Annotated in this window: 15 protein-coding genes and 1 pseudogene; 2 read left to right on the plus strand and 14 right to left on the minus strand. The window is 63.9% G+C overall.

Translation table 11 applies throughout. The features are described 5' to 3' along the window. Positions 1-10 precede the first annotated feature (10 nt). From NLY33_RS15160 to NLY33_RS15215, 13 genes and pseudogenes are all read right to left on the minus strand, one after another. Positions 11-898, minus strand: a complete 888-nt coding sequence (locus tag NLY33_RS15160) for an amidohydrolase family protein (RefSeq protein WP_023705629.1) — start codon at positions 896-898, stop codon at positions 11-13. Further along, the gene (locus tag NLY33_RS15165) at positions 898-2,034 is read right to left on the minus strand and encodes a vWA domain-containing protein (protein WP_023707706.1); all 1,137 of its coding nucleotides are present in this window, start codon (positions 2,032-2,034) and stop codon (positions 898-900) included. Before NLY33_RS15165 ends, NLY33_RS15160 begins: the two co-directional genes overlap by 1 nt. Positions 2,035-2,036: 2 nt before the next feature. Further along, positions 2,037-2,206 (minus strand): annotated as a pseudogene (locus tag NLY33_RS29660) (ABC transporter ATP-binding protein); the annotation flags it as partial. A gap of 63 nt (positions 2,207-2,269) precedes the next feature. After that, entirely contained in the window at positions 2,270-3,151 is an 882-nt protein-coding gene (locus NLY33_RS15170; protein ID WP_023705627.1) for an AAA family ATPase, read from the minus strand. A gap of 7 nt (positions 3,152-3,158) precedes the next feature. Continuing rightward, on the minus strand, positions 3,159-4,163 hold the full coding sequence (locus tag NLY33_RS15175) for a xanthine dehydrogenase family protein molybdopterin-binding subunit (RefSeq protein ID WP_023699673.1): 1,005 nt from the start codon (positions 4,161-4,163) through the stop codon (positions 3,159-3,161). Position 4,164: 1 nt separating this feature from the next. Beyond that, entirely contained in the window at positions 4,165-5,532 is a 1,368-nt protein-coding gene (locus tag NLY33_RS15180) for a xanthine dehydrogenase family protein molybdopterin-binding subunit (protein ID WP_023707707.1), read from the minus strand. Between the two features lie 11 nt (positions 5,533-5,543). Beyond that, a complete protein-coding gene (locus NLY33_RS15185; RefSeq protein WP_023707708.1) occupies positions 5,544-6,026 on the minus strand; it encodes a (2Fe-2S)-binding protein in 483 nt (160 codons plus the stop codon). 60 nt (positions 6,027-6,086) lie between these two features. Continuing rightward, positions 6,087-6,881: an FAD binding domain-containing protein gene (locus tag NLY33_RS15190; protein ID WP_023705625.1), complete on the minus strand. Its 795-nt coding sequence runs from the start codon at positions 6,879-6,881 to the stop codon at positions 6,087-6,089. A gap of 16 nt (positions 6,882-6,897) precedes the next feature. Continuing rightward, positions 6,898-7,341: an SRPBCC family protein gene (locus NLY33_RS15195; protein ID WP_023696209.1), complete on the minus strand. Its 444-nt coding sequence runs from the start codon at positions 7,339-7,341 to the stop codon at positions 6,898-6,900. Between the two features lie 113 nt (positions 7,342-7,454). Then, complete coding sequence (locus NLY33_RS15200) at positions 7,455-8,282, minus strand: AraC family transcriptional regulator (RefSeq protein WP_023690785.1); 828 nt, start codon at positions 8,280-8,282, stop codon at positions 7,455-7,457. A 149-nt stretch (positions 8,283-8,431) separates the two neighbouring features. Then, positions 8,432-9,202, minus strand: a complete 771-nt coding sequence (locus tag NLY33_RS15205; protein WP_031194897.1) for an SDR family oxidoreductase — start codon at positions 9,200-9,202, stop codon at positions 8,432-8,434. Between the two features lie 38 nt (positions 9,203-9,240). After that, a complete protein-coding gene (locus NLY33_RS15210) occupies positions 9,241-10,239 on the minus strand; it encodes an ABC transporter permease (protein WP_023673048.1) in 999 nt (332 codons plus the stop codon). 41 nt (positions 10,240-10,280) lie between these two features. Then, a complete protein-coding gene (locus tag NLY33_RS15215) occupies positions 10,281-11,021 on the minus strand; it encodes an ATP-binding cassette domain-containing protein (RefSeq protein WP_023682237.1) in 741 nt (246 codons plus the stop codon). A 466-nt stretch (positions 11,022-11,487) separates the two neighbouring features. On the opposite strand from NLY33_RS15215, the gene NLY33_RS15220 reads away from it, so the two are divergent. Together NLY33_RS15220 and NLY33_RS15225 are read left to right on the plus strand one after the other, a co-directional pair. Continuing rightward, positions 11,488-12,477: a sugar-binding protein gene (locus NLY33_RS15220; RefSeq protein WP_023673050.1), complete on the plus strand. Its 990-nt coding sequence runs from the start codon at positions 11,488-11,490 to the stop codon at positions 12,475-12,477. A gap of 180 nt (positions 12,478-12,657) precedes the next feature. Then, on the plus strand, positions 12,658-13,440 hold the full coding sequence (locus NLY33_RS15225) for a FadR/GntR family transcriptional regulator (protein ID WP_023690787.1): 783 nt from the start codon (positions 12,658-12,660) through the stop codon (positions 13,438-13,440). Between the two features lie 19 nt (positions 13,441-13,459). Here NLY33_RS15225 and NLY33_RS15230 read toward each other — a convergent pair whose 3' ends face one another. Next, positions 13,460-14,398 carry an NAD(P)-dependent oxidoreductase gene (locus tag NLY33_RS15230; protein ID WP_023705623.1) on the minus strand — a complete coding sequence of 313 codons (939 nt, stop codon included), beginning with the start codon at positions 14,396-14,398 and terminating at the stop codon, positions 13,460-13,462. Between the last annotated feature and the right edge of the window lie 65 nt (positions 14,399-14,463).

A 14,463-nucleotide genomic window follows, 5' to 3' on the forward strand; every position in this document is an offset into this window, starting at 1 on the left:
AAAGCGTGCGCTATGCCGGTCTGTAAACCTTCTCTGCTGTATTCCAAAAGATATCCGCTTCCGCCACCGGACCGTGCTTCGCCACGGCTGCACGATGCGCCTTGATCAGTTCGGCGTGGCTGGTCCAGAGCTTCTCTATCGGGAAGTTGGAGCCGAACATCAGGTGGTCAGCGCCCAGAATGTCGATGGCATTGTCGACGATGTAGGCAATCAACGCCGGATCGTTGCGGTGGGCGAAGGTGCCGAGGCCCGACAGCTTGGCGTAGAAGTTCGGCGCTGTTGATAGAGTACTCAGGCCGGCTTTCCAGGCCTCGGTGGTTTCCGGCTCCATGCCGGTCAGCATGCCGGCATGGGTGAGGATGAAATTGGTGTCGGGGTTCTCGCCGACGAGCGTCAGCCCGTTCTTCATCTGGGCGGGGAAAAGCTGCAGGTCGAAGGACAGGCCATAGTCTTTAAGCCGCGCGACATTGGCCCGCACCCTGGGGTCGATGACCTGATCGGCCGAGGCAGCGAAGCGGAAGGCCGGCGTCTCGTGCCAATGCAGCTGCATGCGCACGCCGCGCAGCAGCGGGTACTTTTTCAATCGATCGATCTGGGGCCGGACATCGTCGACAGTCATATCGGTATAGCCGACGATAGCGTGCGGCCAGCCGGTCTGGTCGGCAGTCTTCTGTAGGAAGGCGACTTCTTTTTCGAAATCCTCCTTGGCCCAGTTGGTCTGGACATAGACGGCCTTCTCGACACCTGCGCCTTGCTGATCGGCGAGAAATTCCTCGATCGGATAGTCGCGGCGGATCGGTTCGTAGGGGCCGAAAATGCGCGGCACCATCGGCCCGACCAGCCATGGCTGGTCCTGCTGGCGCCAGATGTGGAAATGCGCGTCGATGGCTTTCTGCATCACGATACCCTTTTCCAGATTGCCGACGCCGCCGGGGCGGGGCGGGCGAGCGACAGGACGAAATCGGTGAGGCTCCCGAGCGACGAGCCGTCGATGAGATCGTCGAGATCAGGCAGGATGGCGCGGAGTGCTGCCGTGGTGGGAAGGAAACGCGGGTCACCGGCCAGCGGTGTGGCCAGCGACAGGCGAAAGGCGCGGGCGCTCAGCCGGCGCATTGCGGTCTCGAGATCGGCATGGTCGCCGCGCTCCAGCGCGTCCGACAGGATGATCACAGCGGCACCGCGGGCGAAAGCTGAGAAACGCGGCACCGAGAGGAAGGCGAGCAAGGTCGGTCCCATGCGCGTGCCGCCGTCCCAGTCGTCGACGAGTGCCGCCGCGCGGGCGAGAGCCTGGTCGCGATCGCGGATACGCAGTGCGGACGTGATGCGGGTGAGCCGCGTGCCAAAGGTGAAGATTTCGGCACGGTCAGCACCTTGTACGGCGGCGTGCCCCAGTTTGAGGTAGTCCGCCGTGTGCAGCTTCATCGAGCCGGAGACGTCGATCAGGATCAGCAGTTTGCGCGCCACCGTCTGGCGGCGGCGCAGCTGCGGCGAGGGGATATCGCCATCGGCGCTGACGATTTCCCTGAGCGAGCGGCGCAGATCGAGCTTGCCGCGCGAATGGGTGCGCACGGTGCGGAATGAGCGGCGCGCGGGGAGGGCTGAAGCGAGCTTGCGGCGGAAGGGCCCAAGGCCATCGTCGTCGCGGAGGAAGTCGCGGCTGCTGAGCTGTTCGATTGCCGACGACAGCTCGCCGCCTTTCTCCTGGCGCATGGTCTCGCTCTCCTTCTCGCGCGTGCCGCCGTCGTCCTTGATGCGGGTCTCCTCGTCTTCCTCGCCTTCGACGGAAGGTTGGCCATCGCCATGGAAGTGATCGCGAAAATGCGCCTCGAATTCGCCGCGGCGATCGGGCGGGGGGGCAAGCGTTGCGAGCGCCGCCTCGCGGATGTCGGCCATCGAGCGGGGGCCGAGCAGGGTGACCGCCTGCATGAAGCTGCAGACCTGCTCGGGGGCGACGGCAAAGGCGTGGCGGCGCAGCAGCCGGGCGAAGTCGAGGAAGGGCGCGGAGGCGAGAGGAAGGGTTCCCTGACGCATCATTCCTTCGCGCCCCCCTCTGTCCTGCCGGACATCTCCCCCACAAGGGGGGAGATCAGCAGCTTTGGCGCTTCGGTTCTTTCTGCGCCGCTGGAGATTGGCGAAAACCAGGATGACGGCTGATCTCCCCCCTTGTGGGGGAGATGTCCGGCAGGACAGAGGGGGGCGCTGTCCCGCCAGCGTTGCAGAGTGCCCAGGTGAGGCCACCTCGCTATGAACGAGCTGTTGACCTCACACGTCACCCCAGCGCCTCCTCGACAATCTGGCCAAGCTCCGGCGCGATCGCGGACAAATCCTCCTCGTCCTTGATAAGCACACCGATGGCTCGGCGGAAGGCTTGCGGCCATGGGCTGCCGCCTTTCTCCAGTATGGTGGCGGCGTTGGCCCATTCTACGGCCTCGGAGATGCCGGGCGGCTTGGCCAGCGGGCGGACGCGGATCTCCTGCACAGCGGCCGCCACGGCGCGGGCGGTGGTCTCGGCGACATCGCCGGCGCGCAGCATGATGATGGCGGCTTCGCGCTCGGCGTCGGGATAGCCGATCCAGTGATAGACGCAACGCCGACGCAGCGCCTCCGCCAGTTCGCGGGTTCGGTTCGAGGTCAGGATGACGATCGGCTGCGCCTCGGCGCGGATCGTGCCGCGCTCAGGGATGCTGATTTGGAAATCGGAAAGGAATTCGAGAAGCAGCGCTTCGAATTCGTGGTCGGAGCGGTCGATCTCGTCGACCAGCAGCACGCGCTGCTCCGGCGCCCGCAGCACCTGCAGCAATGGCCGCGCGATCAGAAAGCGGTCGTCATAGATGTCGATCTCATGCTCGCCGGCATGGCGGATGGCGAGCAGCTGGCGCTGGTAGTTCCATTCGTAGAGCGCGTGTGCTGCGTCGATGCCTTCATAGCATTGCAGCCGCACCAGATCGCGGCCAAGCAGTTGCGCGATCGCCTTCGCAGCTTCGGTCTTGCCAACGCCGGGCGCGCCTTCCAGCAGCAGCGGCTTGCCGAGCCGTATGGCCAGGAAGATGGCGGTGGCCAGGCTGTCGTCGGCGAGGTAGCGCGATCCAGCGAGGTGGCGTGCCACCGCCTCCGGCGAGGTCGCGACAGTCTCGGCATTCGGCTCCTGCATGTCGTCCTCAGTTCGCCGCTTGCGCCTTCAGCGCGCGCAATATGCGCTCCGGCGTGATCGGCAGCGTGTCGATGCGCACGCCGACCGCGTCGAAGACGGCATTGGCAACCGCGGGGATCTGCGGGTTCGCGCACATTTCGCCTGGCCCTTTGGCACCGTAAGGACCATCCGCCGACGGCCGCTCCAGCACGATGATCTCGGTTTGGGCGAGATCGCCCGGTCCCGGCATCAGATACTGGTTGAAGTCGGTGCCGCCATGGTCGCGGTTGGGATAATAGGGCTCGGTCGTTTCGTAGAGCGCGTGGCTGATGCCCATCCAGGAACCGCCGACCAGTTGCTGCTCGACCATTTTCGGGTTCAGCGCGCGGCCGATCTCAAAGACGTTCTTCACGGTCAGCACCGTAACCTCGCCCGTCTCGTCATCGACCTCGACCTCGGCCACCGTGCAGGCATGGGCGTAGCAGGTCGACGGCTTCATCGCGCCGGTCTCTTTCTCCGGATAGGAGCGCGGGATCAAGAACATGCCGCGGCCTGAGATCGAGCGGCCACGCTTGAAATGAGCCGACAGCGCGACATCGAAGATCGAGATCGACTTTTGCGGCGCGCCCTTGACCAGAATATTGCCCTGGCCGTCAGTCTCAAGGTCGGAAGCGTTGACCTCCAGCTCTTCCGCCGCCACTTCCAACATCACCTGGCGCGCTTCCTTGGCCGCCTGGATGACGGCGTTGCCGGCGCGGTGGGTGCCGCGCGAGGCGAAGGTTCCCATGCAGTGCGGGCCGGTGTCGGTGTCGGCGGTGTCGATGGTGACGCGGTCGGTCGGCACGCCGATGGTCTCGGCGCAGATCTGCGCCATGATCTGCTTCAGGCCCTGGCCGAGATCGACCGACGAAAGTGTGACCATAAAATTGCCGGTCGGCGTCGAATGCACCAGCGCCTGCGTCGGGTCGCCGCCAAGGTTCATGCCCGTCGGGTAGTTGATCGCGGCGACGCCGCGTCCGCGCCTTATCGCCATCTCAAGCTCCCTTCGTGTAGGAGGACATCGCCATATACTTCTCCGCCACCGGCCAGTTGGCGGCCCGCGACGCCTCCTGCATGCACTCGATCAGCGCCGCTCCTTCGGTCGGCTGGCGATGCGCCTTCATGTCGCCATCGCGATAGGCGTTGATGAAGCGGAATTCGAGCGGGTCCATGCCGATCAGCCGCGCCAGCTTGTCCATCTGCACCTCAAGCGCGAAGTCGCCGATGGTGACGCCGAAGCCGCGCATGGCGGAGGAGGGGGTGCGGTTGGTGTAGACGCAATAAGTGTCGATCCAGACATTGGGAATGGTGTAGGGCCCGGGATAGTGCGCCGCTCCCTTCTGCGCGCCATAAGGCGAATGGCGCGAATAGGCGCCGGCATCGGTATAGCCGGTCACCTTGCGAGCCACGATGCGGCCATCGTTCATCACGCCATCCTTGATGATTATCTTTTCGGCGGCGCGCGGTGAGGAGATCTGCATCTCCTCTTCGCGGCTGTAGATGAAGGAGACGGGACGTCCTGTGAGCTTGGCGCCAAGAATGGCGATCGGCTCGACGATGACGTCGACCTTGCCGCCAAAGCCGCCGCCGACGGTGCCGCCGACGAAATGCAGTTTTGAGCCGGGCATCTGCAGGATGATCGAGGCGTTGTCGAGGGTGAAGAACATCGCCTGGGTGTTGGTGTAGCAGGTGAAGCGGTCATTGCCTTCGGGCACCACGACGCAGCCCGTGGTCTCGGTCGGCGCATGCTCGATCGGCGAGGACTGGTAGCTCTGTTCCAGGATGTGGTCGGCGCCGGCAAAGCCCGCCTCGACATCGCCGAAGCGCACCTTGCGGCATTCGCCGCTGTCATAGAGGTAATAATTCTGGCCGTGATATTCGTTGACCAAAGGCGCGCCGGGCTTCAGCGCTTCTTCCATGTCGAAGACGGCCGGCAGCACCTCATAATCGACCTTGACCTTGGCTGCCGCTTCCTGAGCCGCGCGCTCGGTCTCGGCCAGCACCGCCACCACGGCCTCGCCCTTCCAGCGTGGCTTGCCGTCGGCCAGCACCGTCTCGTCCTCCGGCCCGACCTGGATCAGGATCAGGATGGTGTAGACATTGTGCGGAACGTCCCTGGCAGTGAGGATTTTCACCACGCCGGGATGCTTCTCCGCTTCGGAAGTGTCGATCGAACGGATGCGGGCATGGTGGTGCGGACTGCGCACCATTTTCAGGTGAAGCATATTCGGGACGTTGCGGTCGGCGAAATAGGCGGTCTTGCCCGTCACATGACCCGGCGAATCCAGCCGCGGCCGCCCATGGCCGATCTCGTGCAGGCCGTCCTTGCGCTGATCGGCGAAATAGTTTTTGCGCAGTTCCATTCTTTTGGTCCTTAGGCCGCGTTCTGCGAATTGGCTCGGGCCGTCGTCAGCACCGCCTCGATGATCGGCTCGTAGCCGGTGCAGCGGCAGATGTTGCCGGACAGCGCCTCGATCACGTCCTCGCGGCTCGGATTGGGCGTGTGGTCGAGCAGCACCTTGGCGGCCATGATCATGCCCGGCGTGCAGAAGCCGCATTGCGTGGCGAAGGCGTCGAGGAAGGCACGCTGCAGCGGATGCAGGACGCCGGCCTCAGCGAGGCCCGATGTGGTGCGGATGTCGGCGCCGCTGCAGGTCTCGGCCACGGTCAGGCAAGAGAGCCGGAGTTCGCCGTCGATGATCACCGAGCAGGCGCCGCAGGTGCCCTGGTGGCAGCCGCCCTTGGGCGAGGTGTCGCCGATCTTGTCGCGCAGCGCGTGCAGCAGCGTCGTGCCGCTGTCGACAAATTCGGCCTTCTCCGAGCCGTTGAGCGTGAACTGAACCGGAACCTTTGCCATGTTTTCCTCCCAGCGCGCCTGCCCGATTGATCGGACAGACGCGCGCCCCCCAAGCGGTGGTTAAGTAAGCAGCAGCCGGCCGAGATGGACCGGGAGAACCTCGGCGCGATACCAGGCGCTGGCGATCGGATCGGTGATTGGCGAAGTGCCTTCACCGGCTGCAGCCAGCGCCGCTGCGACGCCGTCCTGGTCAAGCCTGCTGCCGATCAGTGCCTTTTCCGCAGCGCGGGCGCGCATCGGCCGGTCTGCCATGCAGCCGAGCGCGATCCGCGCCGAGGAGACAGTGCCGTCGCCGGCCTGTTCGAGAACGGCGGCGATGCTGAGCACCGAGACGCCCTTCGGCTTGACCCGCGACACTTTCAGGAAGCGGAAATTCTCGGCCCTTGGCAGTGCGAAGGCGACTGACGTGACGATGGCGCGGCTGCCGTCCCGCCTGGCCAGAAAATCCTCGATAGGCAATTCCCCATCATCGGTGCCAACCGTCGCATCCAGCGCCAGCAACACCACGGCGAAATCGCCATAGGGCGCCGGCGCAAACAAATTGCCGCCGACAGTCGCCATATTGCGGATCGCCGGGCCGCCGACGGCGCGCGCAGCCTTGGACAGCGCCGCAAGCTCGGGATGGCGGGCGATAGCCGCCATTGTCACCGAAGCGCCGATGCGGACCTTGCCGCCGGCAACGGTGATCCCGGAGAGGGTCGGATCGGTCGAGCGGACGAGGCCGGTGACGGAGACATCGCCTTCATTGGCGGCGCGCACGACCAGCGTGCCGCCGCCGAGATAGCGGGTGCCGGGCGCCTTCAGCGCCGCGTTGGCATCCCTGACGGCCGAAAAGGTCTGGAGGGCAAGCGCCATGGCAGTCTCCCCTGACTCAGCTCTGGCCAGAAAAGTGGCTCTTCAACGCATTGAAGCCACCCTGGAAGACATTGGCGGCCATGCCGGCGGCGATCTTGTCGGCCTCTTCGGGCGCCGCGTCGAAAGTTGCTGTCCATTCGGCATAGGTGCGGTCGCCGTCGGTAACGCGGCGCAATTGCAGCGTCGCCTTGTGATTGGTCAGCGGCTGCGGCGTCTCCAGGATGGAGTAGCTGACGCGGAAATTCGCGTCGGAGAAGTCGAGCAGTTTTTCGCGGATACGCGCGCCGCTGGCGAGCTCGAAATTACGCACGCAGCCGATGGTTTCGGCGCTCTTGCCGTCTTCGATATGGCTCTTGACCATGCGCGGATGCCAGCCCGGCAGGTCATTGAAGTCGCGTATGCGCGCCCAGACCTTTTCGACCGGCGCGTCGATGACGCTGGAGACGGTGACTTCAGCCATATGATCATTCCCCTACGAATTCGATACGCAGCAGGGTAGGGCGGCGGCCGGTGCTGCGCTTATCAATGGGTCTTGCGGCCCTATCAAGGAGTCTGAAAAACGAGCGGCTTGGCTCAGGCCATGGCCCGCGCCGCCTCGCGGTAAAGCGTCGGCGGCACGCCGACATGGTCGCGGAAGAAGCGCGAGAAATTGCCCTGGGTGGTGAAGCCGAGATTGCAGGCGACCGAGATCAGCGGCTCCTGCGACCACTGCAACTGCCGCACGGCTTCCTCCATGCGCAGCGTGTTCCAGTAGACATTGGGCGTGAGATTGGTCTGTTCCTTGAACAATGCGAAGAAATGCGGCCGCGACAAGCCAACGCTGCGGGCGACGTCGTCGAACGAGATGCGTTCGCAGACATTGGCCTTCATCAGCTGGATTGCCTTGCGGACGCGAAAGTCCTGCATTGTGTTGACCCGGATGCGCGCCTCCTGCGGCGCCGAGGCGTCGGCGGCGTCGAGCACGCTATCGATGAAGCGCTCGATCTCGTAATTGGCGACGTCGTCGATGCTTTCATTCTCGCTCAAATGGTCAAGCAGGTTGGCGGCGGCCCGGTGCAGCCATGGTTCGAGCGTGATTGCCGCCTGTGCAAACAGCGGCGCCGACGAAGGCAGGTCGCGGCGCCGGCGCGCCCAATCCGGATCGATGTAGAAGGCGAGGAACAGGCCGGGCCTGCCGTTCTGCGACAGAATGTGGCTGTGCGGCTGGTAGGAATTGATGCCGGCGGCGGTGCCGGGTCCCAGAAGCACCGTCTCGCGGCCGACGGTCATCTCGCCGGCCGTGCCCTCCAGCCAGATGATGATGTGGGCCTCGACATGCGCATGGGTGACGAAGTCGCTGGCGACATTCAGGACAGAAACATGTCCGAACCGGCCCCAATAGAGCCTGATCGCGTCCGTCATGGGTATACCTCCCGCAGACGACTGGCCTCCCTTCGCCTGCAACGGGATTGTGCGGCTGAGTTCGGGGTCGCGTCAAGGCTAGGAGGTGTGGTGAGCTTGGGGGGCCGCTTATGCCGACGGATTTTCAGACTGAGCGATAGGGTTTCTCGTCAAACCGAAGCCGTCATGCCGCCGTCGACATAAAGCGTATGGCCGTTGACGAACGATGAGGCGTCGGAGGCGAGGAACACGGCGGCGCCGATCAGTTCGTCGACATAACCCCAGCGGCCGGCCGGCGTGCGCTTTTCCAGCCAGGCGGAGAATTCCTGGTTGTCGACCAGCGCCTGGTTCATCTCGGTGCGGAAATAGCCGGGGGCGATGGCATTGATCTGCAAGCCGTATTTCGCCCAGTCGGTGCACATGCCCCTGGTCAAATTGCGGATTGCGCCCTTGGTCGCCGTATAGGGCGCGATGTTGGGCCGGGCGAGTTCGCTCTGCACCGAGCCGATGTTGATGATCTTGCCCTTGCCTCGCGCGATCATGTTGCGGGCGACCGCCTTGCCGGCATGGAAGGCGCCGGAGACATTGGTCTTGAACAGCCGCTCCCACTGCTCCTCGGGAAAGTCCTCGAGCGGGGCGCGGAACTGCACGCCGGCATTGTTGATCAGGATGTCGATGGCGCCGATCTCGGCCTCGATGCGGGCGACATCGGCATCGACCGCGCGAAAATCCGTCACGTCGAAGGTCGAGGGGTGCGCTTTGAAGCCGGCGTCGCGCAAGCCGGCGACGGCACCGGCAACCTTGCCGGCATCGCGGCCGTTGAGCACGACACTTGCGCCATGCTCGGCAAGGCCGCGCGCCAGCGCCAGGCCGATGCCCTGGCCGGAGCCGGTGATCAGCGCCAGCCGGCCGTTGAGCTCGAACAGGGATTTCGATGTCAAGGCAACGGTTCCAGCCGGAAGGTTCAGTCCAAAAACATTCAGTCATTGCGCCTGAAGTTGCGGATCCGGTCGAACAGCACCGCGAGCAGGATGGCGCCGCCGATGAACACGCCTTGCCAGAAAGCATTGATGCCGAGCAGACCAAGGCTGTTGCGGATCACTTCGATGAGCGCGGCACCGACAATGGCGCCGAAGGCGGTGCCGACGCCGCCGGCGAGATTGGCGCCGCCAATGACCGTGGCAGCGATGACCTGCAGTTCCATGCCGGTTCCGAGATTGGTGGTGACGGCACCCAGCCATCCGGTCTGGATGATGCCGGCAATTCCCGCCGCCAGCGCCGAGATCATATAGACGGCGACCTTGATCTGCTTGACGGGAACGCCGGTCAGCGTCGCCGCGTGCTCATTGCCGCCAATGGCGAAGATGTGGCGGCCAAACTTGGTCCAGCGCAGCGTGAATCCGGTGATCAGCGCCAGAAGGATCATGTAGAGGACCGGATTGGCGATGCCGAACACCCACGCGCCGCCGCCCAGCGCCAGAAGCTTGTCGTGATCCGGGCCGAACTGGAAGACGACGGTGTTGTTGGAGGCGACCATGGCCAGGCTGCGGGCAATCGACAGCATGCCGAGCGTCACCACGAAGGGTGGAAAGCCGAGATAGGCGATCATGATGCCGTTGAAGGCGCCTATGGCGAGCGCGGTGGCGATCGAGGCGAGGATGCCGACTTCTATGGAGTAGCCGGCATGCATGGTGACGGCCAGCACCATCGACGACAGGCAGAGCACCGAACCGACCGACAGGTCGATGCCGCCGGTGATGATGACGAAGGTCATGCCGAGCGCGATGATGGCGACGAAGGTGATGTTGCGGGTGATGTTGTAAAGGTTCTTCGACGTGGCGAAGGCGTCGGTGGCAAAAGACAGGAACAGGCAGGCCAGGATGACCGCGATCACCACCCAGAAGGTCTGGCTGGCAAACAGTCTTGCCGGCAAGGATTGCTGTTTTTGTTCGATCGGCTGGTCAATTGTCAGTGCCATCGTCGACCTTCATGTGCTGTGCGTGGTGAAATTCGCTGAGATCAAACCTGTTCGATGGCGCCGGTGATCAGCCCGGTGACTTCCTCGGGCGAACTTGACGCAATCGTCTTGTCGGCGACCTTGCGGCCGCGCCGCATGACGATGACGCGGTCGGCGACGGTGAACACGTCAGGCATGCGGTGGCTGATCAGCACCACTGCGATGCCTTGGTCGCGCAAATGGCGGATCAGGTTCAGCACTTCGGCGACCTGGCGCACCGAGATCGCGGCCGTCGGTTCGTCCATCAAAACGATCTTGGCCTGCGACAGCATGGTGCGGGCAATCGCTACTGCCTGGCGCTGGCCGCCCGACATCTGCTTGACGAGGTCGCGCGGACGGGTCTCGGACTTCAACTCGGCGAAGAGTTGGCCGGCGCGCTTGTACATGGCGGCATAGTCGAGGATGCGTAAAGGGCCGAGGCCGCGGCGCAATTCACGGCCGAGATAGACATTGGCGGCGGCGGTCAGATTGTTGCACAGCGCCAGGTCCTGGTGGACGATCTCGATGCCGTGCTGGCGAGCTTCCGCCGGCTTGTGCAGGATCAACTCCTTGCCGTCCATGCGCATGACGCCATGGCTGGGGCGGAAATTGCCGGCGATCATCTTGACCAGTGTCGACTTGCCGGCGCCGTTGTCGCCCATCAGGCCGACCACCTGTCCGGGCTCGATCGACAGCGATACGTCGTTGACCGCCTGGATGGCGCCGAAATGCCTCGAGATATTGGTGAGTTCGAGAACCGCCACCAGTCTTTGCCTCCCCGTGTTTTGCGACCCGCTGCTGTTCCCGGCGTGAATGCCGGCGCTGCTTTGGCCCCGCTCTCCCCATCTCCTCCCGGAAACAGCGTCAGCGTTCTTTTACGCAAAAGCCGGCGCTCGTCAATCAATTGTCGGACGAATTGAAGCCTTGGTTATCCAAAAATCCGTTTTGTAGGACAAATAGCATTGACGTTGGCCGCAAGCCGATATTAGCTAAGCGTCGGAGGAGATTATGCCGATGCCGCTGGCGGTTAGCCGGGCGGAATCGGCGGAGGTTTATCGGTCGAGGTTGCGGCGCCACCCATGTGTTGAGCCGGGCCAATGCCGCATCTGGAAATGCTTATCGATCTGTCTTGGCGACACGAGTGCTCGTGAAACGAACCTCGGTCATTAAGCATCCGGTCGATCTGTGTGGCGGGCACGCCGTGTCCGTCTGTTTCAAGGGAGGACTGACATGAGAAAAACACTTTTGCTCGCCGCCGTCGCCGCCATGGCGCTGGGCGCCGGGCCGGCTTTGGCCAAGAAACAGCTCGTCATCGTGGTGAAGGGTCTCGACAATCCATTCTTCGAAGCCATCCACCAGGGCTGCGAGAAATGGAACAAGGAAAATGCAAGCTCGGAATATGAATGCTTCTACACCGGCCCGGCATCGACCTCCGACGAGGCCGGCGAAGCGCAGATCGTTCAGGACATGCTGAGCAAGGCCGACACGGTGGCAATGGCGATTTCGCCATCCAACGCGCCGCTGATCGCTCAGACGATCAAGACCGCCAATCCGACGATCCCGATCATGACGCTCGACGCCGATCTCAGCAAGGAAGATGCCGCGCTGCGCAAGACCTATCTCGGCACCGACAACTATTTGATGGGTCACAAGATCGGCGAGTACATCAAGAAGGGCAAGCCGAACGGCGGCACGATCTGTACCATCGAAGGCAATCCCGCGGCCGACAACATCCTGCGCCGCGCGCAGGGCATGCGTGACGCGCTGTCGGGCAAGGAAGGCCTGGCGGCACTTGCCGGCGAAGGCGGCTGGACCGAAGTCGCCGGTTGCCCGGTGTTCACCAATGACGACGGCGCCAAGGGCGTGCAGGCGATGACCGACATCCTCGCCGCCAATCCCAAGCTCGACGCCTTCGGCATCATGGGCGGCTGGCCGCTGTTTGGCGCACCGCAGCCCTATCGCGACCTGTTCGGGCCGCTCAAGGACCGCATCGCCAGCAACGACTTCGTCATCGGCGCCGCCGATACGATCGGCGATGAAGTGGCGATCGCCCGTGACGGCCTTGTAACCGCTCTGGTTGGTCAGCGGCCGTTCGAAATGGGCTACAAGGCACCGTCGGTGATGATCGATCTGGTCGAAGGCAAGGCCGTCGCCGATCCGGTGTTCACCGGCCTCGACGAATGCACAAAGGACACGGTCGACACCTGCATCCAGAAGTAGGTTCTCGATTTCGGGGCGCCCTTTGACGGGCGCCCCGTCTCTTCCCGAACGGACGCAACGGTTGGGGCAGCAGGCTCCGGCTTTGACGCGCCTGTAGTTTGGATTTTTCGGCAACGAGATCGGCGCGCCGTGCAGGTTCGGACCAGTCCGGACGCAGACGGCCGACGCATTGGAACGTGAATGCCGGACGAGAAATCAAAGAAGCGAACCGAGCGGGCCAAGGCACAAGCCAGCCGCGGTCCGGCTGTCATGCGCAGGGCCGGTGCCGCGCATTTTCCGGGAGCGAGCGTCCATGTCTCGCTGGCCGGCGAGATCGGCCTCAGGATCGTGCGCGGCGATTATCCGCCCGGCACGATTCTGCCCAACGAGGCCAAATGGGCCGAGACCTTCGATGTCAGTCGTTCGGCGGTGCGCGAAGCCATCAAGATGCTGATGGCCAAAAGCCTGCTGGCTTCACGGCCCAAGATCGGCAGCTGGGTCGAGCCCAGGGAACGCTGGAACCTGCTCGACCGCGATGTGCTGGCCTGGTACGCGACCGGGCCGGACCGGGAGGCCTTCCTGCGCACGGTGCAGGAGTTCCGTCACATCATCGAGCCGGAAGCGTCGGCCTTTGCCGCCACGCGGCGCAGCGACGAGCAGATGGACGAGATCAGCCAGGCCTGTCGTGAGATGGGCGAGGCTTTGAACCTGCAGGAGCGTATCCGCGCCGATACGCGTTTTCACCTCGCCATATTGCGCGCCTCGGGCAACGATCTGCTGGTGCCGCTTGGCGTTCTGATCGAGTCGGCGCTCGATCATCTCTTTGTCTTCGTCACACGCGAGACCAGCGATCAGCGGCGGGCGCAGGCGCTGCATGAGGCGATCGAGAAGAACATCCGCCTGCAGCGTCCTGCGGCCGCGCGCAATGCGGTGCACAAACTGCTCGCCAACACCGACGATGTTATCGGCCGGTCGAGGCGCTGACACAGGCTTTTCGCCGCCTTCAAATCGTCTGCTTCTTGCCGTCCTTGCTGGGCATCAGGTCGACGCCGTTGACCTTGCCGATATATGTCGCCAGCATCGGCACGAATTGCTCGGCCGGGCCAGTGGCATAGGCACCGGCGAAGGAGTTCTTGGTGGCGTTGCCGAGCGGGTTGGCGATGCCGGCCGCACCCGCCATCGATTCCAGATAGGTCAGGTCCTTGAAGGCGTTGGCGATGGTGAATTTATGCGCGTCGCGGTCGCCCTCCAGCGTCCAGCGCATGAAGGTCTGGTAGAAGCCGCAATCCATGCGGCCGTTGCGGATGACGCTGTCGAAACGCGGTGGCGAGATGCCGACCTTTTCGGCCAGCGCCAGCGCCTCGGAATAGATCGCGGCATAGCCCAGCGAGATGAAGTTGTTGAGCAGCTTCATGCGGTGGCCGTCACCTGTATCGCCAATATGGACGATGCGGCCGGCCCAGGTTTCGATGACCGGCTTCACACGGGCAAACAGCGCGTCGGGCGCGCCGACCATGGCGTCGAGCGTGCCTTCCCAGGCTTCCTTCGGCGTGCGGCTGAGCGGTGCATCGACGAAGTCGACGCCGATCTCCTTCAGTTCCGCCGCCAGCGCCACGGTCGAGACCGGATCGGCGGTCGAGCAATCGACGACAACCGAGCCTCTTTTCAGGCCCTCCTTGAGGCCGCCGGGGCCACGGATGATGGCTTCGACCTCGCGCGAGCCGGTGACGCAGATGAAGACGATATCGGATGCCGCTGCCACCTCACGCGAGGTGGCCACTTCCTTCGCACCGCGGCCAGCCAAGTCTTCCGCCGGCTTGCGGTTCTTGCGGCCGAGGAAGGTCAGGCCATAGCCCTTGTCGACGATGTTCTTGGCAATGCCGTGCCCCATCAGGCCAAGGCCGATAAAGCCGATCTTTTCGCTCGCGGCGGTCGTGGTCATGTCTTGAAGTCCTGTTGCGATGATTGATATTGGGCGCCGCCGTCTTGCGGGCGAGGGTGGTTGCA

It is taken from the genome of Mesorhizobium sp. C432A, assembly GCF_030323145.1.
Lineage (GTDB): Bacteria > Pseudomonadota > Alphaproteobacteria > Rhizobiales > Rhizobiaceae > Mesorhizobium.